This window comes from Psychrobacillus sp. L4 (assembly GCF_042944905.1).
Classification (GTDB): Bacteria; Bacillota; Bacilli; order Bacillales_A; family Planococcaceae; genus Psychrobacillus.
In genome coordinates this window covers 1067148-1093126 of sequence record NZ_CP168496.1, presented here as the reverse complement: position 1 = coordinate 1093126, position 25979 = coordinate 1067148, and the positions used below count along the sequence as shown (strand labels likewise).

The window sequence follows — 25979 nt, the reverse complement described above, 5'->3', positions numbered from 1 at the left end:
TTCAAGACCGCACTTTAGCAAATCAACCCTTTAAACCATTGAAGTGTCAATGGTTTATTTTTAAAAATAAAAAAAGTATTTTCCAATTTTAATGGAAAATACTTTTTCACTTTACTTTATTTACTAATATTAAAATCAGTATACTGTTTGATTATGTTGTTTCTTATTTTTTGAATAAAATACTAGCATTATGTCCACCAAAACCGAGTGAATTGCTCATTGCATATTTAATATCTGCATTTCTAGCGGCATTTGGTACATAGTCCAAATCACATTCTGGATCTGGTGTTTCTAAATTCATCGTTGGAGGCAATATTCCTTCTTTTAAAGCTAATACTGTGAAAATTGCTTCCACTCCGCCTGCAGCTCCAAGTAAGTGCCCAGTCATAGATTTTGTAGAACTCATTGCTAATTTAAAAGCATGTTCCCCAAAAACAGACTTAACAGCCATCGTTTCAAACTGATCATTATAAGGCGTGCTTGTTCCATGAGCGTTAATATAATCAATCTGTTCTGGTTTAATACCTGCATCTGCAATTGCTTGTTTCATGGCCCGAGCTGCCCCTTCTCCTCCAGGTGCTGGAGCAGTAATATGATGAGCATCACCTGTTGAGCCATATCCAATAATCTCTGCATAAATTTTCGCACCACGTGCTACTGCATGTTCATACTCTTCCAAAATGATTATCCCTGCACCTTCCCCGATAACAAATCCATCACGGTTTGCATCAAATGGTCTTGAAGCAGTTTGTGGATCTGTATTTAAAGTGAGTGCGGTGTTTGAACAGAACCCTGCAACTGACATATGTGTAATCGGAGATTCCGCACCACCTGTAATCATTACATCCGCATCTCCGCGCTCAATTACTTTAAACGCATCCCCAATAGAGTTTGTTCCTGATGCACAAGCGGTTACGCTACATGAATTAATCGCTTTCGCTCCAAAATGAATCGACACTTGACCAGCCGCCATATCTGGAATCATCATCGGAACAAAAAATGGACTAACACGACGAGCACCTTTTTCTAAAAATATACGGAACTGTGCTTCGTAGGTCTCCATCCCACCAATTCCTGAACCAATCCACACTCCAGTCCGTAGACCAATCTCTTCTGTAATCGTTAAATTTGCATCTGCTACTGCCATGATAGAGGCAGCAAGCGCGTAATGAGTAAAACGATCCATTTTGCGGGCGTCTTTTTTCTCGATATACTTCTCAATATCAAAATCTTTTACTTCCGCTGCAACTTTTGCTGAAAACTGACTTGCATCTAATCGTGTAAGCATACCCACGCCTGATTTTCCTTCTTTAATACCTGACCAAGTTGTTTCTATATCATTTCCTAGTGGTGTAACAGCACCGACTCCTGTTACGACAACTCTACGTTTTGTCATGTATATTCATCCTTCCGATGTTCCTCAATTATTTTCCCCATTTTAATGTAATGGCACCCCATGTTAAACCGCCACCAAATCCGACCATAACAATAATGTCATCATCTTTTACTTTCCCATTCACTACTTCTTCTTTTAATGAAAGTGGAATAGATGCAGAAGAAGTATTACCATACTTATGGATCGTTTTCGACATTTTTTCGACAGGTAGGCCTAATCGCTCTCTCGATGCATCCATTATACGAATATTGGCTTGATGTGGGATTAGCATATCAATATCTTCTTTTGAAAGTCCAGCTTTCTCTATAACATTAACTGCTGATTCACCCATTTGTCTAACTGCAAACTTAAAAACTTCTCTGCCATTCATCTTAAGAAAAGGACCTTCTTGGTATAAATGCTTGCCGCCACTTCCATCAGCACCAAGTTCGAATGATAAAATTCCGCGCCCTTCCGATACCTTACTAACAACAGCGGCACCTGCTCCGTCTCCAAATAATACTGCTGTATTACGGTCATCCCAATCTGTAATTTTAGAGAGTTTTTCAACTCCTACAACAAGTACATGAGAATACGTATCTGATTCTACAAATTGTTTTGCAGTTACTAAACCATACATAAAACCTGCACATGCAGCAGAGATGTCCATTGCTGCTGCGTTTTTAGCACCAAGTTGATCTTGCAGTATTGTAGAAACACTTGGAAACGGACGATCCGGTGTAACCGTTGCAACAAGTATCAGCCCAATTTGTTCTGGTGAAATCCCAGCATCTTTTATCGCTTCTTTAGCTGCTTCAAAAGCTAAATGAGATGTATCTTGTTCAGGTCTAGCAATTCTTCTTTCTTCTATACCAGTTCTAGTTCGAATCCATTCGTCGGATGTATCTACTTTTTTCTCAAGGTCTGCATTTGTTAAAATCTGCTCTGGTGAATAAGTTCCTAAACCAATTATTCCTGCATTCACAAAAGTTCCTCTTTTCTTATAATCTATTATTAGTACCTGGTAACAATAATAACGAATAAGTGAACATTTTTCAACAACATAGTTTGAATCTGCAAATTTTCTTTTGAATTAGCAAGTGGTATGATATGATATACATAGTAAAAATAGCTTGAGGTGAAACAAATGAAATATATTATGACACTTATTTGGTCTGTAATACTAGTTTCTATGTTGAATTACGTAGTAAGCTCTGTTCAAGATCAAGACTTTGTATTTTCACATGGTCTGATTATGTCTATTCCTGTTGCTATTATGATTATTATCATCACAGCAATTATTCCGAACGAACCAGCTCCATCAGAGCAACACTAAAAAACAGCTCCCGCAAACAAAATGCGGGAGCTGTTTTTTTGTATCGGCAAATTATACTCACCATAACGCAAACTAAAAGTAATTATCGATTACCTAGCGTATGGACTGCGAATTATCCACTATTTTGCGATTCTGAGTACCCATTTTGCGATTTGACCGTTCTATCTTGCGCTTGTTACAGGAAAGCACTCGACTGTTGTAACTATCTTTTTTAATACCCTCTGTTGATTAGCTAATTATTCCAAATAAGATATATGAATTAACTAAGTTAACCAACAAATTATTTTTTAGGAATAGTGCGTCATAGTGACCGCTAAGATTTCCGCTTTAGTCGGACGCTTTCCGAGGGGGGAGCGATGAGCCAGCACCGTCGCATGCGCGCCGTTTGTGCTATCTCATCTGTCTCCCTGATCCCTTCGGAGTCGCCGACTGCCGCTGCAATCAATAATGTGCAATATTTTACTCGTTATCCACAACATAGAATACGTTTTACGTAATCTTACAAGGCATATGCACAAAATAATGATAGCGCACACTTTATAAGTGTCATCTCACTCTAAGTTAAGGCTTTATTATAAGGAGAAATGGTCTCGTTAGCGATAGTTTTTGTCTCGGTCTAAGGTAAGTTAGTTGCGAACATCACTTGATTGGTCTCGTTCAGCCATTTATTGGATTTTATTTTAGAAACCCCTTCATAATATTGAACGAAATATAGTAGTGATGCGGAATAGTTAGCAAATTAGATGGATTTTCGCGGCTGGGCGGCGACTCCAGCAGGATCAAGTGAGCAAAATGAGACTTCACAACGGCGCGTAGCGACGGTGAAGGCTCATCGCACACCCTGCGGAAAGCGTCCGCCATGCAGCGAAAATCCCGGCGGTCAATATAACACATTATTTCTAAAATATCCAAAGTAAACCGAAAACGTGGAAATGCAAATGGTTTAAATGGACTTTACTTATTAAAGTTCAATAAAATGGTTAATCAACATACTTTCTATTTAATAACTAATTGGCCTTCTTCAATGGTTGCTTCTATTGTACTTCCTGGAAGAATCGTTCCTCCGATTAGTAGTTTCGCTACTGCTGTTTCTAAATGTCGTTGAATAAAACGTTTTAATGGTCTTGCACCAAATACAGCGTCCGTGCCTTCTGAAACAATCCATTTAAGAACTGCTGCATCCACTTGCAAATTTATTTCTTGTTCGTGAACACGATCTTGCAATTGTTTGACATATTTTTCGGTAATTTTTTCAAAATGTTGAGTGGTTAAAGAGTGGAACATAATAATATCATCTAATCGATTTAATAGCTCTGGTTTAAAATGTTCCCTTAAAGATGCCATTACAAGACTTTCTTCCTCTTCGCTAATAATCCCTGTACTATTTCCAAGAAATTGTGATCCAATATTAGAAGTTAATATGACGACCGTGTTTGTAAAATGAACGATTCTGCCTTGGCTATCGGTAATGCGCCCATCGTCCATTAATTGCAATAATATATTCGCAACATCTGGGTGTGCTTTTTCTATTTCATCTAATAACACAACAGCGTAAGGGTTTCTCCGAACTGCTTCGGTTAGTTGGCCACCTTCTTCATATCCAATATAGCCTGGAGGTGCACCTACTAGTCTAGACACACTATGTTTTTCCATATACTCAGACATATCAATGCGGATAAAATGCTCTTCCGAATCAAATAAGTTTGCTGCAAGCGACTTGGCAAGTTCTGTTTTCCCTACACCTGTTGGCCCTAAAAATAGGAAGGATCCAATAGGTTTCCGAGGATCTTTAATACCAGCTCGTGCTCGCCACACCGCTTCTGTTACTAATTGCACTGCTTGATCCTGTCCGACTACTCGTTCCCCAAGAGTTTCTTTTAAACGAAGAAGCTTTTCCCGTTCTCCCTCTACCAATTTTGTCACTGGAATTCCAGTCCATCTAGAAACGATGGAGGCAATTTCTTCCGCAGTTACTTCTTCTCGTAACAAGCGTGATTCTGTTTCTTCGTTGACTTGTTGTTCGTATACTTGAAGCTCTTTTTCTAAGGAAGGAATTTTCCCGTGGCGAAGCTCGGCAGCTTTATTTAAATCATACTTATTTTCTGCATCTTCTAATTCTCGACGATATCGGTCAAGTTCTTCTCTTTTTTGTTGAATAACTTGAATCGCTTCTTTTTCTTTTTCCCATTTGTTGCGCATCTCACTTGTAGATTGCTCTAATTCTTTTAAGTCTTGACGTATTTGTTCTAATCTTTTTTTACTGGCTGCGTCTTTTTCCTTCATTAATGCTTGTTCTTCAATTTGAAGCTGCATCATTTTTCGAGTCACTTCATCAAGCTCTTGTGGCATGGAGTCAATTTCTGTTCGAATCATTGCACATGCTTCGTCCACTAAATCAATAGCTTTGTCTGGTAAAAAACGTTCTGTAATATAACGATTAGATAATTCCGCAGCTGCAACAATTGCTCGGTCATGAATACGAACACCGTGATGCAATTCAAAGCGTTCTTTTAGCCCACGTAAAATGGAAACCGTATCTTCAACGGAGGGCTCTCTTACAAGAACTTGTTGGAACCTTCTTTCCAGTGCCGGATCTTTTTCAATATACATGCGGTATTCATCCAATGTAGTTGCTCCGATACAATGCAATTCCCCACGGGCCAACATTGGTTTCAACATATTCCCTGCGTCCATTGCACCATCTGATTTCCCTGCTCCAACAATTGTATGAATCTCATCTATAAATAAAATAATTTGTCCTTCGCTATCTTTCACTTGCTTTAATACCGCTTGTAATCGTTCTTCGAATTCCCCGCGGTATTTCGCACCTGCTATTAAAGAGCTCATGTCTAGTTCATAAATTTCTTTTTCTTTTAAACCTTCTGGAACATCTTTTCGCACAATCCTTTGCGCTAATCCTTCTACAATTGCTGTTTTACCAACACCTGGTTCTCCTATTAATACGGGATTATTTTTTGTTTTTCTAGATAATATACGAATAACATCCCGTATTTCTTGGTCACGCCCAATGACAGGATCCATTTTTCCTTCTTTTACAGCGGTAACTAAATTACGTCCATATGTTTCTAACGGACTTTTTTCATCTGTTTGTTTCATTTGCATTACGAAACATCTCCTTTTAGATAAAGTTTGACCTTCTTTGACCAATGTTATTATAGTATTCTTTCCTGTAATTTGTAAAGAAAAGTGATTTTTTCTTATTTGCACAATAAGTACAAGTTATTATGCTATTATTGTTATAATAATGGAAAGGTTGTGAATGTATATGAACGAGAATATCCCTTCATTCACGGGGATTTATTCATTATTCGAACAATTTGGGTCCATTAATAAAATAGAAAAAGATTGTCCTATATTTCATGAAGGGGAACGTTCCGATGAAGTGTATTTTGTTTTAGAAGGTTCAGTAAGAATTACGAAAGATACGGAAAGCGGCAGATTATTTACACTTAAAATTACAGGTTCACAATGTATTATTGGAGAAACTACTGTTTTTTGTGAAACAGTATATCATTCTGTATCTGCTCATACTATAGAGCCTACAAAAATAATTGCACTATCTCGATTCCAATTGGAAAAATTCTTAACTTCTTCTCCCGAACTTATGATGGAATGGATGAAAGTTATTCAACTGAATCATTTAAAAAACGAGACACGATTTCGGGATTTACTACTACACGGGAAAAAGGGAGCTCTTTTTTCAACATTAGTTCGTCTTTCGAATACTTACGGAATTCTTCAAGAGGATGGCAGTATTATCATAGATCATCATTTGACCAATCAAGAAATAGCTAATCTTTGTGCAACAAGTAGAGAAGTTGTCAATCGAATGTTAAACGATATTAAAAAGTCTGGTGTCATTACGCTTAATAAAGGTCTTATAACTATTCACGATATCAATTTTTTACGAAAAGAAATTGAGTGTGATCATTGTCCTCTTCAAATATGTAGAATAGATTAAAGTGGAATTGCTTCTATTAAAGACATAAAAATTAGGGAAACTCCTAGTATGAGAGTTTCCCTAATTTGTTCAAGTTAATCATGATGTTTTTATCGAATGCCCAATGCAATTTTCGCATAGCGAGACATATTATCTCTTGACCATGGTGGATTGAAAACGACATTTACTTCTGTTTCCTTCACTTCTGGTAATTCACCTAGCGCGGTTTTAACTTGATCTACAATCATTGGCCCCATTGGACAACCGATAGAAGTAAGCGTCATCGTAACAGTTGCAGTACCTTCTTCCGTCAACTCTACATCATAAACTAAACCTAAATTAACAATATCGACCCCTAGTTCTGGGTCAATTACATTTTCGAGTGCACCCATCATACTATCTTTCATATCTTGATCCATTATAAATCCCCCTTACTACTTTTGTTCATCATAACAAAGTCCTTTCATTATGCCAAATTGTTTGCAAGCCATTTAGTTGCTGCTAATAATCCTTTACGGTTAACTGCATGACCTGCCTTTTTTTCTTTCATAAAAACTAATTGTTCATTCCCATATTGTTTTTCATACTCCTCAATAAAATGAGCGGTTGGCGCAAAAGGAACAATAGCGTCTTTTTCTCCATGCCAAAAAAACAAAGACTTATTTGCAAGTCTCTCCATATGAATGGAAGCATCAAATGTAGATAAGGTATGGAACATATTGTCCTTTTCCTCCGAATTCAAAGGTATCGGAAATCCCTTTTGCTCAATTTGTTCGATTTGGGCTTTTGCTAATTGAACATAACTCGGAGTTCCCATCATTATTGCGGAAGCATGGATCCACGGATAGACAGTTAAGCAACCAAGTGCAGTAATTCCACCCATCGAAGTTCCACCAATACCGATTTTTTGATCGGTCCAATAACCTCTTGTTCTTAGTTCTTCTTTCAATTTTCCTACTTCCTCAATGGAAGTTAGCACCGTTTCCCAAAAGCGAAGACTTATTTCGACTTGATCTAATTTTTCGTCTCTGTCACCGTGTAAATGCGCATCCGGTAAAATTACCCGGCATCCTCTATTTGCTAATTGATAGGCATAATGCAGATTGTGCTCTTTCGCACTATCAAAACCATGTAAAAAGATGACAATAGGAGAATGATTATTTGTTTGATTCGTATAAATATGTAGTAAAGGTATATTACTCCATGATTCCAATTGTACGATCATTCGTAGCCCACCTTTCCTCTTTAATATTATTTTAACAAAGTAATTGGATATGTCCAAAAGACTGTTTCCTTTCATTTTGACGTTTAAACTGGAAAACGATACACTTTAATAGAAGGAAAGGAGAATTTAATATGCAACGACACTTAATTGTTTTAGATTTAGATGGAACTTTATTAACAGATGAGAAGGTAATTTCACATAAAACGAAGAGTATACTACTACAAGCCAAAAGCGAAGGTCATGAAGTAATGATCGCGACTGGTAGACCATATAGATCTAGTGAGATGTATTATAAGGAGCTTGGATTACATACGCCAATCGTCAACTTTAATGGGGCTTTTGTCCATCATCCAACAGATTCTTCCTGGAATACAATTCATAAACCGATTGAACTTCATGTTGTTAAAGAAGTTGTAGAAGCAGTTCAAAGCTATTCTATTAAAAACATGCTTGCAGAAGTGTTAGATGACGTGTACTTACATCATCATGATGAACAAATGATTTCTGCGTTTGCACTAGGAAATCCACATATTACTACTGGCGATTTACGAACTTTCTTGAAAACGGATCCGACAAGCTTACTCATTCATGCAGAGGAAGGTTCTGTAGACTTGGTTCGTAATCATTTACGAGATGTACATGCCGAAGTAATTGACCACCGTCGTTGGGGAGCTCCTTGGGATATAATTGAAATAGTGCGTCATGGCTTAAACAAGGCGGTTGGTTTAGCGCAAGTCTCCGATTATTTAGATATTCCAAAAGAACGAATTATCGCTTTTGGTGATGAAGACAATGATTTAGAAATGATTGACTATGCAGGAATTGGTGTTGCAATGGGGAATGCAATTGCGCCACTTCAAAACATTGCAAATGAAGTTACTTTAACAAATAATGAAGATGGTATTGCAGAATTTTTAATGGACCGATTGAAGTTAAAAAAATTATCGTAATTTAGGAGGATGGACATGAAATTATTTGCTGATAGTGCTAGTGATTTACCTAAATCTTTTTTTGAATTACATAATGTAGAATTGATTCCGCTAAAAGTGCATATAGACAATGACGAATATGAAGATATTATTGGCATTGATTCCAAAGAAGTGTACGCAGCAATTCGCGCTGGAAAACAACCAAAAACTTCTCAAGCTTCTCCAGAACTTTTTTTAACACTATTTGAAGAGCTTGCAAAGACTGGAGAAGAAGGTTTTTATATCGCTCTTTCATCCGCCCTCTCTGGAACTTATAGCACAGCCGTAATGATGAAAGAACAGTTAATGGAGACGTATCCAGACTTAAAGTTAACCATTATCGATTCAAAATGTGCATCCCTTGGAATTGGACTTCTAATAAAAGAGGCAGTTCGTTTAAGAGATGAAGGAATGAGTTTGTCCATGATGGAAGAGAAAGTTAGATTTTCTGCTATGCATATGGAGCATCTTTTCACAGTGGAAGATTTAGACTATATGGCTCGTGGTGGAAGAGTTTCTAAAGCAAGTGCATTTATTGGAGGACTACTCAACATTAAACCGCTTCTTCATGTCGAAGAAGGTAAACTTGTCCCAATCGAAAAAATACGCGGACGCAAAAAAGTGATTAAAAGAATGATAGATGTTATGGGAGAACGTGCCGATCGTTTAGAAGAACAAAATATCGCAATTAGTCACGGGGATGACGAAGCAACAGCACTTGAACTAAAACAATTAATAGAAGAACGATATCATCCAAAAAGCATTGAAATTCATCTGATTGGCTCCACTGTTGGAGCACATGCGGGTCCAGATACTTTGGCCTTATTCTTTTTAAATAAATTATCTTAAAACTTACCTTTTAAAACTTTATGGCTGAAATTCTATTAATTTATAGAATTTCGGTTATTTTTATTCAGCTGAATAATTCTGTCACTTCTCCTCATAATAACAAATACGTGAAGAAATTCACGAATCTTTTATGGTTTGGAGTGTAATTATGGGAATATTAAGCGGTAATCCGAGTGATGAACCATTGCATTACGGTGAAGTATTTGGGATTTGGACAAATCTAGCTACTAACAATGGGCTAATAGCAGCTTATCAAACGTTTTTCAATCATACAGGTGATGATGACCTAAAAAAAATAATTGAAGAAGCAGTACAATGCATGGAAGATGAAAGCAAGCAACTAGAAAAAATATTAAAAGTGAATGCAGTTGGACTTCCTCCTGCACCACCTGCTCGTCCCGTAGCACGACTGGAAGATATTCCCGTTGGCGCTCGATTCAATGATCCAGAAATTTGTGCAGCACTTTCTATGGATGTGGCTGCAGGTTTGGTTGCATGTAGCCAAGCGATGGGTATGTCAATACGAGAGGATATAGGAATGATGTATGGACAATTTCATACGAGTAAAGCACAACTAGGTGCGAAGTTGCTAAAGTTAAGTAAAAGTAAGGGATGGTTAGTACCTCCTCCGCTTCATGTAGACTTTCCAGAAAAACATTAACGAGAAAATGAGCTGACTCAAGTATTAGTCAGCTCATTTTCCACTTTTATTCCTTTACTTCGCGTCTTTTTTGTTTTCCTTTTTTCCATACGATAACTAAAAATAAGATAAATAAAAGATATGCTACACACATTGCAACTATATACGCTGTATTTAAGCCTTTGCGGTCGGTTACTTGATAAATTTCGACGAGCTCACGATCTAGTACTAATCTATATTGCCCATCATCGTCTGGACGAACTATATCAGATTCGAATATTCCTCGAAGTTCTTTATTTTCCCCCACGACATCACTCGATAAGTCGATTCGTTGCGTAGCACTTGTATTGTTCACAACTACAATAAACGTTTCTTTATCTGAATAACGTTTAAATACAATATAACCGTTCTCGTTTTTCAACAGTTCTGTTTTACCTGTACGAAGTGTTTCCGATTTATTGCGAATAGAATTGATATCTTTTAAATAATTTGTAATATCTTCATCCACTCGAAAGTTCATCACTTGATGGCTTTCTTGAGGGATTTGTCCATTCATAGCGATTTCCGTACCATAACTCATATATGGCACTCCGGACATGGCAAGAATTGCACCCATTGCTGTTTTAATGCGCGTTGGAGGGAACATATTCTCAAGCGCACTAAAGTAAGTAAATCTCTCTGTATTCAATTGATCAATCATTAGTAAATCATTATCATTTGTAGAAGCAATTCCTTCTGAAGGTAAATCCGTATTTTTAAATGCTTCTCTAAAATCCACGAGTAATTGATTGGAATAATGTGTATCAAAGTTTGCATCTGATTCTTCTAAAGCAATAGCATACATTGGATTACGTACTTCTTTAATATCAGCAATCATTTCATTAAGAAATGAAGTAGGTGCACCTTCTAATTCGGAAAATTTTACGCCATCAATTTCATACTTTTTGGCAAAATCCACTATCGTTTTCTCTAATTCATGCTGTACTTCTGGATTAGCGAGGTCTACTTGCATTACACCATTTTCAGTTTTGACAATCCAATCTTTTTTCTTAGGATCCATATTCCAAATATGGTTTTCACTAAAATTATTCAACGGGAATCCTACGACAATTTTCATCCCTTTTTTATGCGCTACTTTTATAAGCTCTTGAAACTCTTCTGGCGTTCCAAATCTTTTTTCAATCTCATTAAAATCTAGAACACGCTTTCCATCATATGTGTCAGTAGCAAAAACTGGTCCAATTGAGATGATTGTAAATCCCATATCTTTAATATGATCCATCTTCTCTACAATTCCAAGAAAATCTCCCCCAGCAAATGCATTTGGGTCTTGGGCATTGACATTAATATCATTCGAAACTACCTTATTAAAATAACGGTCCACATATAAATCGTAAATACTCTCGTTATGTATAGAAACATTTGCCTCAGCATTCGTCTCTTTAGTCGTTGTTAACCAAAGTCCACTTATTAATAACGCGGCCACAAACCACTTTTTAACGTTCACGTAAAATCCTCCTCTATTTAGAAAAGCGACACACACATTTATTGTTCCGAAATTCCCCGGGACAGCTTGTATCTGAAGCTAGACACACAATTAGAACATATCAACGTTATTTTATCAAAGCTACATTTTAATCGCTATTGTTTAAGCACGAAAGTCCAAAATATTACTTCTAATTAGTCCAAACTGTGTCATCTTGCAAGTATAATTCGTCGCTATAAACACCTTCAATTTTTATAAACTCCTAAAGCAAGTCTATCTACCCCTAAATGGATGGCATCTGCCCCTACAAAATCCATTTGCCCATTAAACATGTCTATAAGCCCATAAAGCAAGTCTATCCACCCCTAATCGGATGGCATCTGCCCCTACAAAATCCATCTGCCCATTAAACGTGGCTATAAGCCCATAAAGCAAGTCTATCCACCCCTAATCGGATGGCATCTGCCCCTACAAAATCCATCTGCCCATAAAACATGTCTATAAGCCCATAAAGCAAGTCTATCCACCCCTAATCGGATGGCATCTGCCCCTACAAAATCCATTTGCCCATAAAACATGTCTATAAGCCCATAAAGCAAGTCTATCTGCCCCTAATCGGATGGCATCTGCCCCTACAAAATCCATTTGCCCATAAAACATGTCTATAAGCCCATAAAGCAAGTCTATCTGCCCCTACCAATACCACAAGCCCATAAGTAGTCTCTTTCAAAATTGGAAAAGCCACCATTTATTTTGGTGGCTTTTCCGAATTACCATACTGATTAATGATACTTTTATGTACATCATCCAGTTCATTTCTAATAGAATGGGACGTTTGTTGTCTTGAGAGGAATAATGAAGCGATAACAAATACTAACATCAACAATAGGATGAATATGAGTAAGGATATACCTAACATTTGTCCGCTCCCTGCTTTTCATTCTTTATTTTCAAAATTATCATTGTTATTATGAAATGAAAAGGAGCTTTCCCTAGTCGGTGAAAGCCCCCCTCATTTATGGTGCTTCTGCGCAAAGCTCGTCGCATAAAATAAAAGCGGACAGAGCCGACTTTATTTTACGCTAAGAAATGAATGCCCATTGGTAATTTGAATCCTAGGAATAGAGCGATTAAGAAGAAAACGAAAAATAGTACGACAAACAATGTGAACGGTTTTCCTTTTTTCTTTTTCACTAATGACATTTCCATCATCCCAATGACAAGAATACCAGCTAAAAGTTTGAAGCCGTATAGCATTCCTTGGCCAAAGTCCATGCCTTTAATGAATAATGCAACACCTGAAACAATTACCAAAATATAAAATACACGTAGAATCATGTGAATTACTTTTGGATTAGCCATTGCTAGTGCAACAAAAAACAAAATGATTGCGATTACCCATGTTGTAATGTGTAAATCTGTTCTTGCTAAAAAGTCCATTTATTTCACCTCAATCGTTTACTTTACATATCTATCTTACCATTTCAGCTAGTATTTTACTCGAATTTGTTCACTAGAGTACCAATTCCTTCAATAGAAATTTTCACAATATCGCCTGATTTTAAAAATTTAGGTGGATTAAATCCATTCCCCACCCCTGCAGGAGTTCCAGTTAATATTATATCACCTGGCTCTAATGTGACCGTTTTTGAAATGTCCGCAATAATCTGCTCGACTGAAAAGACCATATCTGATGTCTTTCCATTTTGACGGATTTCATCGTTCACTTTCGTTACAACGGTTAATTCTTGTGGGTTAGGTATTTCATCTTTTGTTACAACATAGGGGCCAAGTGGACATGAGCCTTCTAAGCTTTTTCCTAAGAAATATTGTTGATGTCTGTTTTGAATATCACGAGCAGTTAAATCATTGGCAATTGTATAGCCAAATATATAGTCATATGCTAGTTTTGACGGAATATCTTTTCCTTTTTTACCGATTACAATCGCAAGCTCTCCTTCGTAATCATAGGAAGAGGTTTTATCTGCATGTACAGAAAGTGTTTGCTCATCTGCTGCAATAGCAGTTGGTGACTTAGTGAATACGACAAAGGAATTCGCTGCTCCACCCATTTCTTTTGCATGATCGGCGTAGTTTTTACCAACTGCCATAATATTTTTAGGAGTTCGGGGAATGGGTGATAACCATTCAATTTCCGTAAATGAATGTTTGAAGCTATTGGGATTTTCACTTTTTAGAGCTGCTTCGACTAATTTTCTAATTTGTTCAATGAAATCAATACCAAGACCTACTCCTTCTACAATTGTACGTGGAAAGCTTGGCAATACTTGAAGGGTCTCTTGAATTCTTAGTACATCCCATACTGCTTCTTCTTTTTTTACTTTTGGTCCAAAGTAAATTCCATCATTTAATCGGTATGATAATAATTTCATCTTGTCGACACTCCTTCAAATTGTTTTGACTCCTATTCTTAGTGTATTACAAATTGACTTTCTTTTCACCTTTTTTCGACAACTATCAAAAAAAGTGCAAGTACCCATTAAAAACACCTTACTTTCACGATTTACTGAGTGCTTTGGACGAAACATTAGCTACACTATAAACGAGAGTTTTTTTTTTTGATGGAGAAGTGATTGCGTCACTTCTCCATCAACTTTTTCGGTAATCTTGTGGCAGATGTTTGTCCGTCGCCCTCTTGGAATGTGTAGAGGCATGGTGCATAAGGTTTGGATAATGAGAGATTAGATTAGATTAGATTAGATTCCATCCTATTCTTTTAAAAGCGGACGAAGAGTCAATTTCGTCCGCTTAAGCCTTCTTTTTAAATAGAAGCTATCTATTTTTTCTCTTGTTCCCCCTACTCTAATCATCTGCCAACTGATTCATGTACACTGTGAACCGTAAAAGTAAAAAACATTCAAAATCAATCCCCTGTAAAAATTAAAGGCATCAACAATAACCTAAATAGAAGTTTTTTCTTTCTTAGAAGCGGGATAAGTCAGTTTTCTCCACAATGCCTCTACAGGACCCTGTTTAAATTTCATAAACCACAATTCTGCAAATACCAGTTGTAATACATATATACCAATGGCCATCCAAGTTCCTGTTTGAATATCTACCTTTCCATATAAACCAAATCCGTATGAATAGAAAATGGTCGTAGCGATAATCGATTGCATCAGATAGATAGTCATCGACATACGTCCTGCTTTTGCAAAAGGAGAAAGTAATTTTTGCATAACAGGGACAGTGCAAATCAGGGCAATGATTCCTGCGTACGCGATTGCTTGTAAAGGTCCACCAAAAGTATCCTGGAATGAAACGGTAAGCATATTTGCTTCGGTTAAATAAGGAATCCATTTAATAGCAGTTCCACTGATTAGCGTAATGAGGGTCGTTACAATCCAAAATACTTTTAATTCACGTGTTCGTTCGATTAACTTAAGCTTTGCAGCAGCTGCTCCTATCAGCAAAAACGGCACAATCGTAAATAGCATGACGATAATAATTGCTCCATTTTGAGTCATATATAACCAATCATCTAAGCGTTGCCAAAAAATGTCGACCCACGAACCATGTGCATAAGCAGCAACAGAAGATTCAATCTCTTGAATACCTGTATAAATGATGACACTATTCGGATCGGCTTTTGTAATTAAATACATTAATCCGTGAAATAGGCCATTTGGCAGCAAAAATAAAACCGCACTAATAAAAAACAACCAAATTGGCTTTAAACGAATCATGACTAACAGGACAAAACCTGCAAGCGCATAAGTTATTAAAATATCTCCCGACCAAATAAGAAACGCGTGAACGCATCCAATTAAAAGAAGTACCGAAAGTCTTCGTATTGCTAACTTCGCAAAGGAAGTACCTCTCTCCTGTGTTTTCATAAACTGCATGGAAAGTCCGTATCCAAATAACATCGCAAATAACGGATATACACTGCCTTGTACGAAAATATCAATCCACTTAAACGTTTCATGATCACCTGGAAAGTGGTACCATGTATACGGATTAAAATAAATATACGGTGAATGAAAAAACAGCATATTGACGATAAAAATACCTAAAAGCGCAAAGCCTCTCATCACATCAATCGAAATAACTCGTTCTTTCACCTCTGTTGGACGAATCAACAATTTTTTTCCTCCTAGATTGTAACCGTTTTGTCGATATCAAATAAATAAAGTACTTTCTCTTTTATCTCGATTTTCATAATAGCTTCGATTGCTTGTGCATAAAGCGATAGTTGAATAGTGTATCGTTTTTTCATCTCTTCTATTAAATGAGTTTCATTTGCTAGTAAATGTTGCACACGGTCAGTCTTGTAATCAAGTAATACCCATCGCCCGTCCTCTTCTAAAAATAAGCAGTCCACTACCCCTTGAATTATTTGGCTATCACCGTCATCATCTTTTAAAGAGTAGGTGAACGGAAACTCACGCATAATTTCTTGCGCTTTTTTTAGTCGCCCTGCTATTTCAGAATGAAAGAATGGGACCATTTTCTTTGGATCAATTGCCTCTTGTTCTGCTTTTGTTAATATTTCACGTTGGACAAGCGTTTCCGCAAAAGTTTCTACTTGCTCCTCCGTTTTTATTTCACTTAGATCCACATTTTGCATAAACGCATGAACTGCTGTACCAGCCTCTGCTCCTGTTAGTTTTGCTTGTTGAAGGAAGAAAGGCCGTGTTGCAATTGAAGGCATTTTCTTCGCGGGATTATCCAATTGGAAATAATCTTGATCTTCTCTTGCCTCTAATTGCTGTATTTTCTTTATTTCACTAACAGCTTGTTTTGAACGTTTATGTGTCGAAAGTTCAAAAGGATAAGGAGTATCAAAACGAGCTTTTATAATTGGTAAGGAAGGCAAGCTATCTTTCACTAATAATGCATCAAATGGTATTTTTTCTGTCGCTTCTACTTCCTTACGCAGTTTCAATTCGTCTATGCATGTTGCAACAATTTTCCACTTCGATTCACTTTCTACAACATTCACTTCTATTACATCTGCTATTTGTTTGTAGTCCGCATGTCTCGCGATTGCCGGACCAATCCAATCTAAATAACTTTTTGCTTTTGCACGCATATATCCAGGCAACATTTCATCTGCTAAAACGGATTGAGCATCTTCCCATTTCGAAAGTGTTTTAGCTAAATCTTTTATAGAGGCGGTAAGGATTAAATGCTCTTTCGCTCTAGTCATCGCAACATATAAGACACGCATTTCTTCAGCTTTTAACTCCATTTGTTTCTTTTCTTTCATCGCCAAGAATGGCAAGGAAGTAAAGGAAATGCGTTTGTCCGGGTCGATTGCTTTTACTGCAAGTCCGAACGACTGATCAAATAAATAAGCTTCGTTAAAGTCCATTTGGTTAAATGGTCTTCCCATTCCTCCAAGGAAAACGACAGGAAACTCCAATCCTTTGGAAGAGTGAATCGTCATCAAACGCACAACATTTTCTTTTTCACTAATAGCACGTGCTGCTCCCAAATCATCACCACGTTTTCGCATACGATCGATAAAACGTAAAAAGCGAAATAGTCCTCTAAAAGAAGTCTTCTCATAATCTACTGCGCGGTCATGTAGTATACGTAGATTAGCTTGACGCTGTTTTCCGTTTGGCATAGATCCTACCATTTCATAATAACTCGAATCCAAATAAATTCGCCAAATCAAATCAGCAAGCGAACCTCTTCTACTTAGATTTCGCCAATCTTCAAACTGCAGGACAAAACGTTGCAGCTTCTCTTCTGTTTCCGCTGACATCCCACCTCTTCCAGTAGCAATATATAATTTTAATGCGGCATAAAAAGGTTCTTTCGGAGCAGCTAAATGAATAAGTGCCAATTCAGACTCCGTTAATCCGACGAAAGGCGAACGCAGAACAGCAGCTAACGAAATATCTTGGTAAGGATTATCAATTGTTCGAAGGGTATGGAGCATAATAAGTACTTCAATTGCTTCAAAATAACCTTTCGATAACTCGGCATATAAAGGAATTCCCGCTTCTTTAAATTGATCCGTTACTTCTTGAGACCAAGTCATCGAGCGCATTAAGATGACAATATCACTATATTGAATAGGACGAGTTGTTTTCTTCCAAGGATCGTAAACAGTTGTTCCTGTCTCCATCATTTCTTTAATTTTTGAAATGATATAACGAGCTTCTGCTTGTGATTTTTTTAACTCTTCTTCTGCGATTACTGCTTCATCTTCCGAATCTTCTGCACTACCGTCCTCTACTTCATATAATAGCGCAAGTTCAACAGTTGCTTCACTTTCATCATAGGGTGCTTGGGGTTTTAATGAAGCAGCATCATCATAATTTATTTCCCCTACACTTTCACCCATGATTTGCTGGAAAATATAATTCGTAGCATGTAACACTTCTTTTCGACTTCTAAAGTTTGCGTTTAAATCAATCTTCACACCTGAACCAATGGGCATTTCGTTAAATAGAAGATACTTTCCTAAAAAGAGCATCGGTTCTGCTAAACGAAAACGATAAATGGATTGTTTCACATCACCAACCATGAACATATTGCCCGTCTGCTCGTCCCCACTTTTAACGAATTGCAAAATAGTTTCTTGCAGTCTATTTGTATCTTGGTATTCATCTACTAATACTTCTTTGAAACGATTTTGATACTCTTTTGCGATCTCTGATGGAACTAACTCGCCATTCTCTTCGCGAACACTTAATATTTCTAAAGCATAATGCTCTAAATCGGAAAAGTCGACCAGTCCTTTATCGTTTTTAGCAGAAGAATATCTCTCTCCATAAGTAACTGCTAAATCGACCAAAGTTTTGAGTTGTGGGGCCATGAGTCTCATTTCCTCTAATAATCGTTCGGGCGTTCTTGTGAAAAAATTCTCTTTTAATTCGTTGACAATTTTTTTTACTTTCATTCGTTTATCTGTCGCTTGTTTTTTCAGTGTTTCGTCACAGGAATCTTTTTTGATGGTAGCAGCTTTTCCCCATGACAAGCTTTGAAAATAATGAAACACATCTCGCCAAGACTCATTTTTCATCAACGAAATCGCTTCTTGTATCATGAGTTGGTCTTTCATTGCTGTTTCTGCTAAGGGGGCAGGTCCATTCGGTAGATTCGTTAGCTTACGAATTTCTTCCGTCACCGCAATCGCTTCTTCCAACTGATGAACAATCGATAGCTTTAATGGATCAATAAATGGAAGCTTATCAATCGAAGCATCTTCGCTTAAATTATACGCTTTTGGAATTGCAAGTAACCACTTCTTTGGTTCTGGATGCACCCGTGCATACGTATATAACTTTTCAATCATCGTCTCAATCGACTGGTCATCACGGTCAGATGTAAAACTATCCGATAGTCGATACATTGGTTCTGGGTTTTCTACATGATAAGCTTCTTCCAATACTTCTGCTAAAATATCATCACGCATTAATGCTGCTTCGGTCTCATTTGCAATTCGGAATCCTGGATCAATCGTCAGCATATAAGCGTACTGGCGGACGATATTTAAACAAAATGAATGGAGCGTAGAAATTTGCGCTTTATTTAACAGACTCAACTGTTTACGAAGATGCGCAGATGATGGATCCAGTGCAATTGCTTTTTCTAATGCCTCACCCATTCGGTGACGCATTTCAGCGGCTGACGCATTAGTAAATGTCACGACGAGTAATTCGTCGACGTTTATCGGATTATCTTTGGCAATTACTTTTTGAATAAGGCGATCGATTAAAACGGCTGTTTTACCAGAACCAGCTGCTGCAGAAACAAGTACATCTGAACCACTAGCCCAAATAGCCTTCCACTGTGCAGGAGTCCATGTTAAATCTTCTGGCATATTAGGAATGTTCACTTGTACCCATCTCCCCTCTTATTTTTTCCGTCACTATTTCTGGTTGTTCTACTTTCAATTGACGTATTGGTTGGTCAGGATCTTGTGGATCAAACTGACATACACTGCGATACGAACAATACGTACAAGGCATTTTGTCTTTTAAACGATATGGATAAACACGAGTGTCTCCTGCATTCATCCCATTTCCAGCCTGTTCATGTTTTTTTCGTACGAATGATTGGAGCAGTTTCATATCTCCTTGGTCCACTACTTTCGATGACGCTTTTGATAAGTTTCCATCTTTATTCATTCGTACTGGAATTACTTTGGAAAAACCTTCTATTTGTTCATCCATTTCCATAATGACTTCTGGTTCATCTAGTAACAAGCCATTCATTTTATACGATTTATAAATAGCATCCTCTAACTCTGCTTCTGCCATTTCCTTTTTCGATTGAATAAAAGGATTATGCAGATGTACATATAAAACTCCTGCAGGTTGTGCTTCTTCTTGCAACCAAATTGGCGCATTTTCTATCGCAACATCTAAATACGTTAACATTTGAAGGGATAAACCATGATATACTTCGTTCAAATCAATGCCTTTTCGAGAAGATTTATAATCCACGATTCGTACGAACATATTACCGTTCACATTCGCTGCGTCTACTCGGTCAATTCTTCCACGCAACTGCATTTTTCTGTCATGCTTAAGGCCAATTTCTAAAGCGGGTAAAGCTTCACCAGGACCAAATCCTGCTTCCACTGCAATAGGAACGAATCCGGATACATTGGAATGTTTACTTAATGCAATGAGTGTAGAAGCGACAATTTGCTCTAGTTTTCGTTGGATATAACGATAGCGATTCGTACTTAACAATAACTGGTGGACAAAGATCGGTACAATATGATCGACTGCTTGTTTAGCAAGTTGCATACACTGCGCTTTCGAAAGCTCGCCCCATATTAGATTTAAACGATTTGTTTCATCCGAAATCCATTTTAATGCAGCATGAAATAAATCACCCATTGCAGGTGCTTCTAAACGGTATTCTGCACGTTCCTCTAACTTTAATCCGTAGGCAGCAAAATGCGCAAAGGGACAACTATAATATTTTTCTACGCGTGATACGCTAGAGATCATCGTTTCACCATAAAGAGCGGATGTCATATTCTGCGTAAGTCTTTCGGTTTTATTGCCATGAATAAGTGGCTTTACAATTCTATTCAATAATTGCGACCAGTAAGGGTCATCCATATAATAGCGATAAACAGATTGCCAAACTTCAGCTAGTTCTCCTGTCTCCAGCGCTCCCCTTAGTTGCATGACGACATAAGGTAAAGTAGTTCTGGGGTGACTGATGGTAGATAAATCAAAAACCGTCTCCGTAGAATCACTCGGATCCATTACTGCTAGTTTGACTTGGACATTTCCTACCATTTGCTGAAGTTTTTTTATATACATGGAAGGAAGCATTGCTTTCCCTTCACTATCTGCAATTGGATAAGACACATATAAATAATCGGATGCAGCGGTAAATGCTTTATATACTAAATAGTTTTCATCCAGCAAACGCATTTTGGAGGTGGGAGCTAGCTCAAAGCCAATTTGAGCGAACCATTCGCGTTCTGTGTCTGAGAGCAGCCCTTCATGATCCATTCTTTTTGGATAAACACCGTCATTTACCCCGAGAACAAAAACAGCCTTTATATCCGTAATTCTTGCTATATCTAAATTTGCGACAACTACTTGGTCAACTGTCGGTGGAATTCGAGAAAAGGTTAACTGGTCATATCCTTCTTCTAAAATTTTCGAAGCTTCTTCGAGTGTCATTTCTTTTTCCCCAAACATTAAAACGAATTGATCTAGTACATTAATCCATTCATTCCATGCTTGCTCATGTTCTGTGGCGAGTAATAGTTGCCCTTCTTCCTCTTCTGTTTCCTTTAAGATTTGTAACTTGTCGTAAACTTGCAATGTGTCCATAAATGTAAATAAGGCTGTCGCAATTTCAATTCCCGTCTTACTTCCTTCTAGCTTTTCTGCCAGTGTTTTTAAGGGATTCACTACTAAATCTCTAACTGTATGAATATCTGCTTGAATACTTAACTCTTCATCCGTTTGAACTTTCGAATAAAATTCAAGGCCACGGTATTTTTTATATATCCAGCGTCGGTCATCGAACCATCTGTCTCCGTATATACCGAAGGACAGAACAAAATTTTCTAATCGATCCGCCCTTTCTCTCCAGGCCCTTTTGGAAGCATTTAGTGGGAAAAACAAATCCGTTTTAATTGCCCGGAACATCGGCTCATACTTCCAATCGGTTCGAATGATTTCCAAAACAGAACGACTTAATTCGATTAGTGGATGATGTAACATCGTTTTTTTCTGGCTAATAAACACAGGAATATCATATTGCGCAAAAATAGTTTCGATTAGTCCTTCGTAAGCTTCCGCTTCTCGATGTAAAATCGCCATTTCTTTATAACGAATATCCTTTTGTTGCATAAGCGCTCGTATATTCCGTGCTACTGCGTGAACTTCTGCACGTCGATTTGCTGCTTCTGTTAGTTGGAGATTACCTTCTGTAAGAATTTCTTGAGGTGGAAGCTTATCGAAGTCTACTTCGATATGGGCTAATTCTTTCGAAACAAAACGTTTTTGATTTGTTTGATGCACGGTCGCTTCTACATCCACTTTTTCTGTGCTTGCAATATCTAATAGTCTATTACAAGTAGTGGCAGGTTGATAAAATAAGGACTGCTCATCCAGTGCATCCGCAAGTGATTCCATGGGAAGTGCTATCGTAATGCGTTTTACTTTTTTCATTAATTCTTGAATTATTTCCAGTTCTCTCGTTGTAAAAGAAGTGAATCCATCAATATAAATCTCCGTCGTTTCGAGCAGCGAGGAGTCTTTAATTTTCTGTGCGAGTATTGATAAATACCCTTCTCCGTCTATATAGCTTGTTCCCAATTTTTGCTCCATCAAATCGAGCATCATGACTAAATCAGACGACTTATCCACTAATGTTTTTGGAGCTTGCACATTTTCTAAATCTCTCAGTACATTGGACATCGTTTCATAATCTAAACAGTATCGGTTAAATTCCTTCAAAAGTACTTCAATTTGATCTGTGAATCCTCGTTTTGTTGCTGCTCGTTTAAATAGTTTGAATTGATCTTTATTTTCTTCTAGCAAGCTTCGGATAAGCATTCGATAACCAAACCCGCTAATTTCCTCTTTGGCAATGCCTCCTGTTTCCTGCAAAACTCGCCAAGCTAACCGTTTAAATGTCGTTACTTGTGCCCGTATTAAACCCGCAAGCCCTGAATCTGCTGCAAGTTTAAACTCACTAGAGAATGACATTTGGTCAGGTACAATATAAAATAAAGGATTTCCAATAGGTGCCGCCTGTAAAGTATCAATTATTTCCTGTTGCATGAACTTTGTTTTACCGGTTCCCGATCGTCCGCTTACAATTCTTAATGACAAATTCGCACCTACTTTCTTGAAATAAAAAAACGAATAATTCCTTCCCTCTATTGTACAAAACATCCAGTAGAGTGGGAAATTATTCGAAATTTAAATTTAGTATCGCTCTAGAAACAGAGCTATATATATTATTTTTCATAAGAAAAAAGCAAGATTCCTATAAGTGCATGCTGTCTTTACTATTTCAAAAGTGCTTTGGGCGAAACATCGGCTACACTTTTTTCGGTAATCTTGTGTCGGATGTTTGTCCGGCGCCTTCTTGAAATATGTAGAAACATGGTGCGTAAGGTTTGGTTAATGAGAGAATAAATCCTTTCCTATTCTTTAAAAAGCGGACGAAGATGCAATTTCGTCCGCTCTGTGCTTCCTTATCAATAGATGCTGCCTATTTTTCTCAAATTCCACAGGATTACTGGTATTATTAAGTTTAAATGCTCAACTAAAAAGTTAAAAATTGTCATAGAGCAACTAATTGTGAGGCGAAAGCTACAGATTCTAAACTGAAAGCAACAAAATCCTTGAAGAAAGCAACCAATTTTATCGTGAAAGCAACCATTTCTCTATATAAAGAGTTAACTTTATGTGGGATAGCACAAATCAGCGTTAGAAAATTGTGTGAAACTAAAAACACAATGAACACGGTATTTCATATACTTTCTTAACCTTTAAAAAAACTCAACTAATGTCACCTTTTTGTTCGACTTTCCCCGTGAATAGAGATAAAGTCTGCTTCTACTTTGTTGTTTATTCTTTTTTCTACACTCTTTCCTACAAACCAAAGAATAACGATAATTAGGGCTACTATTATCGTTCTGATCGGCTGGGTTACGAGCGCTTTTATGTCTGACCCGATGAAACTAACTACTAAGATCATGATTAATTTACCTAATGTGACCGTCCATAAGTACGTTTTCTTTTTTATGTTAGACAATCCAGCAACTATATTAATAAGTGCGGATGGAGTAAAAGGAAAGCAAATGAGTAAAAACAGTGGCCCAAAACCATTTCTCTCAACCCATAATATTAACTTCTGAATTCTTTCATGCTTAGTAATAAAACCTAATGCTCTTGCTCGTCCATATTTTCGGATCACTAAAAATACCGTATAAGCCCCTGCAGCAGATCCTATCCAAGACAATAAAAACCCCAATAATATTCCGTATGCATTGACATTCGCTATGATAAAAACAACTAATGGCAAAAAAGGTAAAAAAGCTTCTATGAAAGGTAGAAGAAAGCCTATCAAAGGTCCAAGTGCTCGGTAATCTTGTGTCAAATTAGTCAATGTTTCAAATGAAAACCAGCTAGGCATGATGACTCTCCTCTATGATATAAATAAGTAATTCTTCCTTTTTACATTAGGTGGAAATGAAACTTGTTTGAAAACGCTTTTCGTTCTTTTTATGTATATTTATACTATTCCCAATTTTCGTATGTATAAAACTTTAGATATATAGTATAATTTGTTCATTCGAATTTTAAAAGGGGTTTAAGGCTTATTATGAATAATAATTCATTTGTAAAAGGTTTAAGAGCAGGGATTAGTATTGCAATTGGCTACTTCCCTGTTGCATTAACATTTGGTTTATTAGCAAAAACGACTGGGCTTTCCATTGTGGAAGCAACTGCAATGAGTATTTTTGTATTTGCCGGGGCATCCCAATATATGTCGTTAACACTTATTTCAAATGGCGTGGATCCTATTTTAATCGTTTTAAATACATTTGTCGTCAACATTCGTCACTTCTTAATGACGGCTGCGCTGAATGAAAAGATGCATAGCGAAAAAAGATGGGTTAAAGGAATTTATGCTTTTGGGATAACGGATGAATCTTTTTCCGTATTAGCAACACAGAAAGATGAGAAAGTACGAACTTCTTTTGCCTTTGGTGTTGCCTTAATTGGCTATAGCAGCTGGGTTTTATTTACCGCTATTGGACATATCATAGGAGCTAACCTACCAGCCTTTTTACAAGCAGCTATGTCAATTGCTTTATACGCCATGTTCGTAGGGTTACTAGTCCCTTCTATGCGCGGTAATCGAAAAGTAGTGCTGCTGGCGCTATTTGCTGCCAGTATAAACGGCTTTTTTTATTGGACAGGTTTATTATCAACAGGATGGGCTATATTAGTCGCTACGCTTGCATCTTCTATTGTTGTAGAAATTATTTATTCAAGACGAAGCCTAGGTTTGCCGGAAGGAGCTTAAACGAATGGGTGCTTGGTATTGGTGGACGATATTTGGAATGGCGTTAGTTACATATATCCCTAGGGTTTTCCCACTCACTTTTTTGGAAGGTAAAAAATTACCCCCTGTTATTTCGGGTGTATTAAGTAATATTCCATTTGCAGTCCTAGGGGCGTTAATTTTCCCAGCTATTTTATATGTGCAACAAGGGAATTTATTATTTGGAGTTATTGGAGCAGTTGTCGCATTCACACTAGCCATTATTTCTACAAATGTAATGGTCGTTGTGCTAGGAACAATTGGCGTTTTAGCAGTTTATAGTCTATTGTTTTGACGCATTTTTGAGTATTGTAGATACATAGGTTCTAGCTGTAAAAAAATCCGCTCTCTTATTTTAAGAGGCGGATTCTTTTTTATTTCTCATATGGGTGACGTACCAAAATCCTATTGTTAAAGATGCGGCATCTATCATGTAGATCCACCATCTATGCGTGTAGCCAGCATAGACCGAGGTTGCGAATAGTGCAACAGTCAAGATTAATGCGACATAATGATTAAATGTAATTCGTGTAAATAATAGGACAAGCAGTGCTGGAGAAAAAATGGCTAATATTATTTGTGTTAATACCGATAATGATTCCATAATTCCTC

21 protein-coding genes are annotated in these 25979 nt (G+C 37.3%); 7 read left to right on the top strand and 14 right to left on the bottom strand.

Translation table 11 applies throughout. The features are described from left to right. Window positions 1-163 precede the first annotated feature (163 nt). A complete protein-coding gene (gene fabF / locus ACEPXG_RS05060) occupies window positions 164-1396 on the bottom strand; it encodes a beta-ketoacyl-ACP synthase II (RefSeq protein ID WP_391208126.1) in 1233 nt (410 codons plus the stop codon). Window positions 1397-1424: 28 nt separating this feature from the next. Then, on the bottom strand, window positions 1425-2360 hold the full coding sequence (locus ACEPXG_RS05055; protein WP_391208124.1) for a beta-ketoacyl-ACP synthase III: 936 nt from the start codon (window positions 2358-2360) through the stop codon (window positions 1425-1427). Between the two features lie 162 nt (window positions 2361-2522). Here ACEPXG_RS05055 and ACEPXG_RS05050 point away from each other — a divergent pair, with 162 nt between their 5' ends. Continuing rightward, window positions 2523-2711 (top strand): DUF2929 family protein, encoded by a 189-nt coding sequence (locus ACEPXG_RS05050; RefSeq protein ID WP_391208122.1) that lies wholly within the window; start codon window positions 2523-2525, stop codon window positions 2709-2711. Between the two features lie 996 nt (window positions 2712-3707). Here the strand turns inward: ACEPXG_RS05050 and ACEPXG_RS05045 are convergent. Next, window positions 3708-5834: an ATP-dependent Clp protease ATP-binding subunit gene (locus tag ACEPXG_RS05045; protein WP_391208120.1), complete on the bottom strand. Its 2127-nt coding sequence runs from the start codon at window positions 5832-5834 to the stop codon at window positions 3708-3710. Window positions 5835-5997: 163 nt separating this feature from the next. Between ACEPXG_RS05045 and ACEPXG_RS05040 the strand changes: the two genes are divergently transcribed. Next, complete coding sequence (locus ACEPXG_RS05040) at window positions 5998-6693, top strand: Crp/Fnr family transcriptional regulator (protein ID WP_391208118.1); 696 nt, start codon at window positions 5998-6000, stop codon at window positions 6691-6693. Window positions 6694-6782: 89 nt separating this feature from the next. Here ACEPXG_RS05040 and ACEPXG_RS05035 read toward each other — a convergent pair whose 3' ends face one another. Together ACEPXG_RS05035 and ACEPXG_RS05030 are read right to left on the bottom strand one after the other, a co-directional pair. Beyond that, entirely contained in the window at window positions 6783-7091 is a 309-nt protein-coding gene (locus ACEPXG_RS05035; protein WP_391208116.1) for a metal-sulfur cluster assembly factor, read from the bottom strand. A 47-nt stretch (window positions 7092-7138) separates the two neighbouring features. Further along, the gene (locus tag ACEPXG_RS05030; protein ID WP_391208115.1) at window positions 7139-7897 is read right to left on the bottom strand and encodes a prolyl oligopeptidase family serine peptidase; all 759 of its coding nucleotides are present in this window, start codon (window positions 7895-7897) and stop codon (window positions 7139-7141) included. Window positions 7898-8028: 131 nt separating this feature from the next. On the opposite strand from ACEPXG_RS05030, the gene ACEPXG_RS05025 reads away from it, so the two are divergent. The 3 genes from ACEPXG_RS05025 to ACEPXG_RS05015 all read left to right on the top strand — a co-directional run bounded on the left by ACEPXG_RS05025 (window position 8029) and on the right by ACEPXG_RS05015 (window position 10375). Next, the gene (locus ACEPXG_RS05025; protein WP_391208113.1) at window positions 8029-8847 is read left to right on the top strand and encodes a Cof-type HAD-IIB family hydrolase; all 819 of its coding nucleotides are present in this window, start codon (window positions 8029-8031) and stop codon (window positions 8845-8847) included. 15 nt (window positions 8848-8862) lie between these two features. Then, window positions 8863-9714, top strand: a complete 852-nt coding sequence (locus tag ACEPXG_RS05020; protein WP_391208111.1) for a DegV family protein — start codon at window positions 8863-8865, stop codon at window positions 9712-9714. Between the two features lie 148 nt (window positions 9715-9862). Next, window positions 9863-10375 carry a DUF3231 family protein gene (locus ACEPXG_RS05015; RefSeq protein WP_391208109.1) on the top strand — a complete coding sequence of 171 codons (513 nt, stop codon included), beginning with the start codon at window positions 9863-9865 and terminating at the stop codon, window positions 10373-10375. 46 nt (window positions 10376-10421) lie between these two features. On the opposite strand, the gene ACEPXG_RS05010 is transcribed toward ACEPXG_RS05015, so the two are convergent. The 8 genes from ACEPXG_RS05010 to ACEPXG_RS04975 form a co-directional block, all read right to left on the bottom strand. Beyond that, window positions 10422-11861 carry an alpha-amylase family glycosyl hydrolase gene (locus tag ACEPXG_RS05010; protein WP_391208107.1) on the bottom strand — a complete coding sequence of 480 codons (1440 nt, stop codon included), beginning with the start codon at window positions 11859-11861 and terminating at the stop codon, window positions 10422-10424. Window positions 11862-12588: 727 nt separating this feature from the next. Beyond that, window positions 12589-12759 carry a hypothetical protein gene (locus ACEPXG_RS05005; protein ID WP_391208105.1) on the bottom strand — a complete coding sequence of 57 codons (171 nt, stop codon included), beginning with the start codon at window positions 12757-12759 and terminating at the stop codon, window positions 12589-12591. 158 nt (window positions 12760-12917) lie between these two features. Beyond that, window positions 12918-13280: a YisL family protein gene (locus ACEPXG_RS05000; RefSeq protein ID WP_391208103.1), complete on the bottom strand. Its 363-nt coding sequence runs from the start codon at window positions 13278-13280 to the stop codon at window positions 12918-12920. Between the two features lie 56 nt (window positions 13281-13336). Then, on the bottom strand, window positions 13337-14233 hold the full coding sequence (locus ACEPXG_RS04995; RefSeq protein WP_391208101.1) for a fumarylacetoacetate hydrolase family protein: 897 nt from the start codon (window positions 14231-14233) through the stop codon (window positions 13337-13339). Window positions 14234-14761: 528 nt separating this feature from the next. Then, on the bottom strand, window positions 14762-15946 hold the full coding sequence (locus ACEPXG_RS04990; RefSeq protein ID WP_391208099.1) for a DUF418 domain-containing protein: 1185 nt from the start codon (window positions 15944-15946) through the stop codon (window positions 14762-14764). Window positions 15947-15957: 11 nt separating this feature from the next. Further along, on the bottom strand, window positions 15958-19644 hold the full coding sequence (gene addA, locus ACEPXG_RS04985; RefSeq protein WP_391209776.1) for a helicase-exonuclease AddAB subunit AddA: 3687 nt from the start codon (window positions 19642-19644) through the stop codon (window positions 15958-15960). A gap of 1 nt (window position 19645) precedes the next feature. Next, window positions 19646-23140 (bottom strand): helicase-exonuclease AddAB subunit AddB, encoded by a 3495-nt coding sequence (gene addB / locus ACEPXG_RS04980; RefSeq protein WP_391208097.1) that lies wholly within the window; start codon window positions 23138-23140, stop codon window positions 19646-19648. 685 nt (window positions 23141-23825) lie between these two features. Continuing rightward, window positions 23826-24452 carry a TVP38/TMEM64 family protein gene (locus ACEPXG_RS04975; protein ID WP_391208095.1) on the bottom strand — a complete coding sequence of 209 codons (627 nt, stop codon included), beginning with the start codon at window positions 24450-24452 and terminating at the stop codon, window positions 23826-23828. Window positions 24453-24641: 189 nt separating this feature from the next. Between ACEPXG_RS04975 and ACEPXG_RS04970 the strand changes: the two genes are divergently transcribed. Further along, window positions 24642-25349 (top strand): AzlC family ABC transporter permease, encoded by a 708-nt coding sequence (locus ACEPXG_RS04970; RefSeq protein ID WP_391208093.1) that lies wholly within the window; start codon window positions 24642-24644, stop codon window positions 25347-25349. 4 nt (window positions 25350-25353) lie between these two features. Then, window positions 25354-25662, top strand: a complete 309-nt coding sequence (locus tag ACEPXG_RS04965; protein ID WP_151699164.1) for an AzlD domain-containing protein — start codon at window positions 25354-25356, stop codon at window positions 25660-25662. Window positions 25663-25722: 60 nt separating this feature from the next. On the opposite strand, the gene ACEPXG_RS04960 is transcribed toward ACEPXG_RS04965, so the two are convergent. Continuing rightward, the gene (locus ACEPXG_RS04960; protein ID WP_391208090.1) at window positions 25723-25971 is read right to left on the bottom strand and encodes a CsbA family protein; all 249 of its coding nucleotides are present in this window, start codon (window positions 25969-25971) and stop codon (window positions 25723-25725) included. Between the last annotated feature and the right edge of the window lie 8 nt (window positions 25972-25979).

Bases quoted from the DNA above. Each gene is read 5' to 3' on its own strand.
- ACEPXG_RS05030 (WP_391208115.1), bottom strand. From the start codon at position 7,897: ATGATCGTACAATTGGAATCATGGAGTAATATACCTTTACTACATATT.
- ACEPXG_RS04970 (WP_391208093.1), top strand. From the start codon at position 24,642: ATGAATAATAATTCATTTGTAAAAGGTTTAAGAGCAGGGATTAGTATT.
- ACEPXG_RS04975 (WP_391208095.1), bottom strand. From the start codon at position 24,452: ATGCCTAGCTGGTTTTCATTTGAAACATTGACTAATTTGACACAAGAT.
- ACEPXG_RS05040 (WP_391208118.1), top strand. From the start codon at position 5,998: ATGAACGAGAATATCCCTTCATTCACGGGGATTTATTCATTATTCGAA.
- ACEPXG_RS05045 (WP_391208120.1), bottom strand. From the start codon at position 5,834: ATGCAAATGAAACAAACAGATGAAAAAAGTCCGTTAGAAACATATGGA.
- ACEPXG_RS04960 (WP_391208090.1), bottom strand. From the start codon at position 25,971: ATGGAATCATTATCGGTATTAACACAAATAATATTAGCCATTTTTTCT.
- addA (WP_391209776.1), bottom strand. From the start codon at position 19,644: ATGCCAGAAGATTTAACATGGACTCCTGCACAGTGGAAGGCTATTTGG.
- ACEPXG_RS05015 (WP_391208109.1), top strand. From the start codon at position 9,863: ATGGGAATATTAAGCGGTAATCCGAGTGATGAACCATTGCATTACGGT.
- ACEPXG_RS05005 (WP_391208105.1), bottom strand. From the start codon at position 12,759: ATGTTAGGTATATCCTTACTCATATTCATCCTATTGTTGATGTTAGTA.
- ACEPXG_RS05020 (WP_391208111.1), top strand. From the start codon at position 8,863: ATGAAATTATTTGCTGATAGTGCTAGTGATTTACCTAAATCTTTTTTT.
- ACEPXG_RS05025 (WP_391208113.1), top strand. From the start codon at position 8,029: ATGCAACGACACTTAATTGTTTTAGATTTAGATGGAACTTTATTAACA.
- ACEPXG_RS05000 (WP_391208103.1), bottom strand. From the start codon at position 13,280: ATGGACTTTTTAGCAAGAACAGATTTACACATTACAACATGGGTAATC.
- ACEPXG_RS05050 (WP_391208122.1), top strand. From the start codon at position 2,523: ATGAAATATATTATGACACTTATTTGGTCTGTAATACTAGTTTCTATG.
- ACEPXG_RS04995 (WP_391208101.1), bottom strand. From the start codon at position 14,233: ATGAAATTATTATCATACCGATTAAATGATGGAATTTACTTTGGACCA.
- fabF (WP_391208126.1), bottom strand. From the start codon at position 1,396: ATGACAAAACGTAGAGTTGTCGTAACAGGAGTCGGTGCTGTTACACCA.
- ACEPXG_RS04965 (WP_151699164.1), top strand. From the start codon at position 25,354: ATGGGTGCTTGGTATTGGTGGACGATATTTGGAATGGCGTTAGTTACA.
- ACEPXG_RS05035 (WP_391208116.1), bottom strand. From the start codon at position 7,091: ATGGATCAAGATATGAAAGATAGTATGATGGGTGCACTCGAAAATGTA.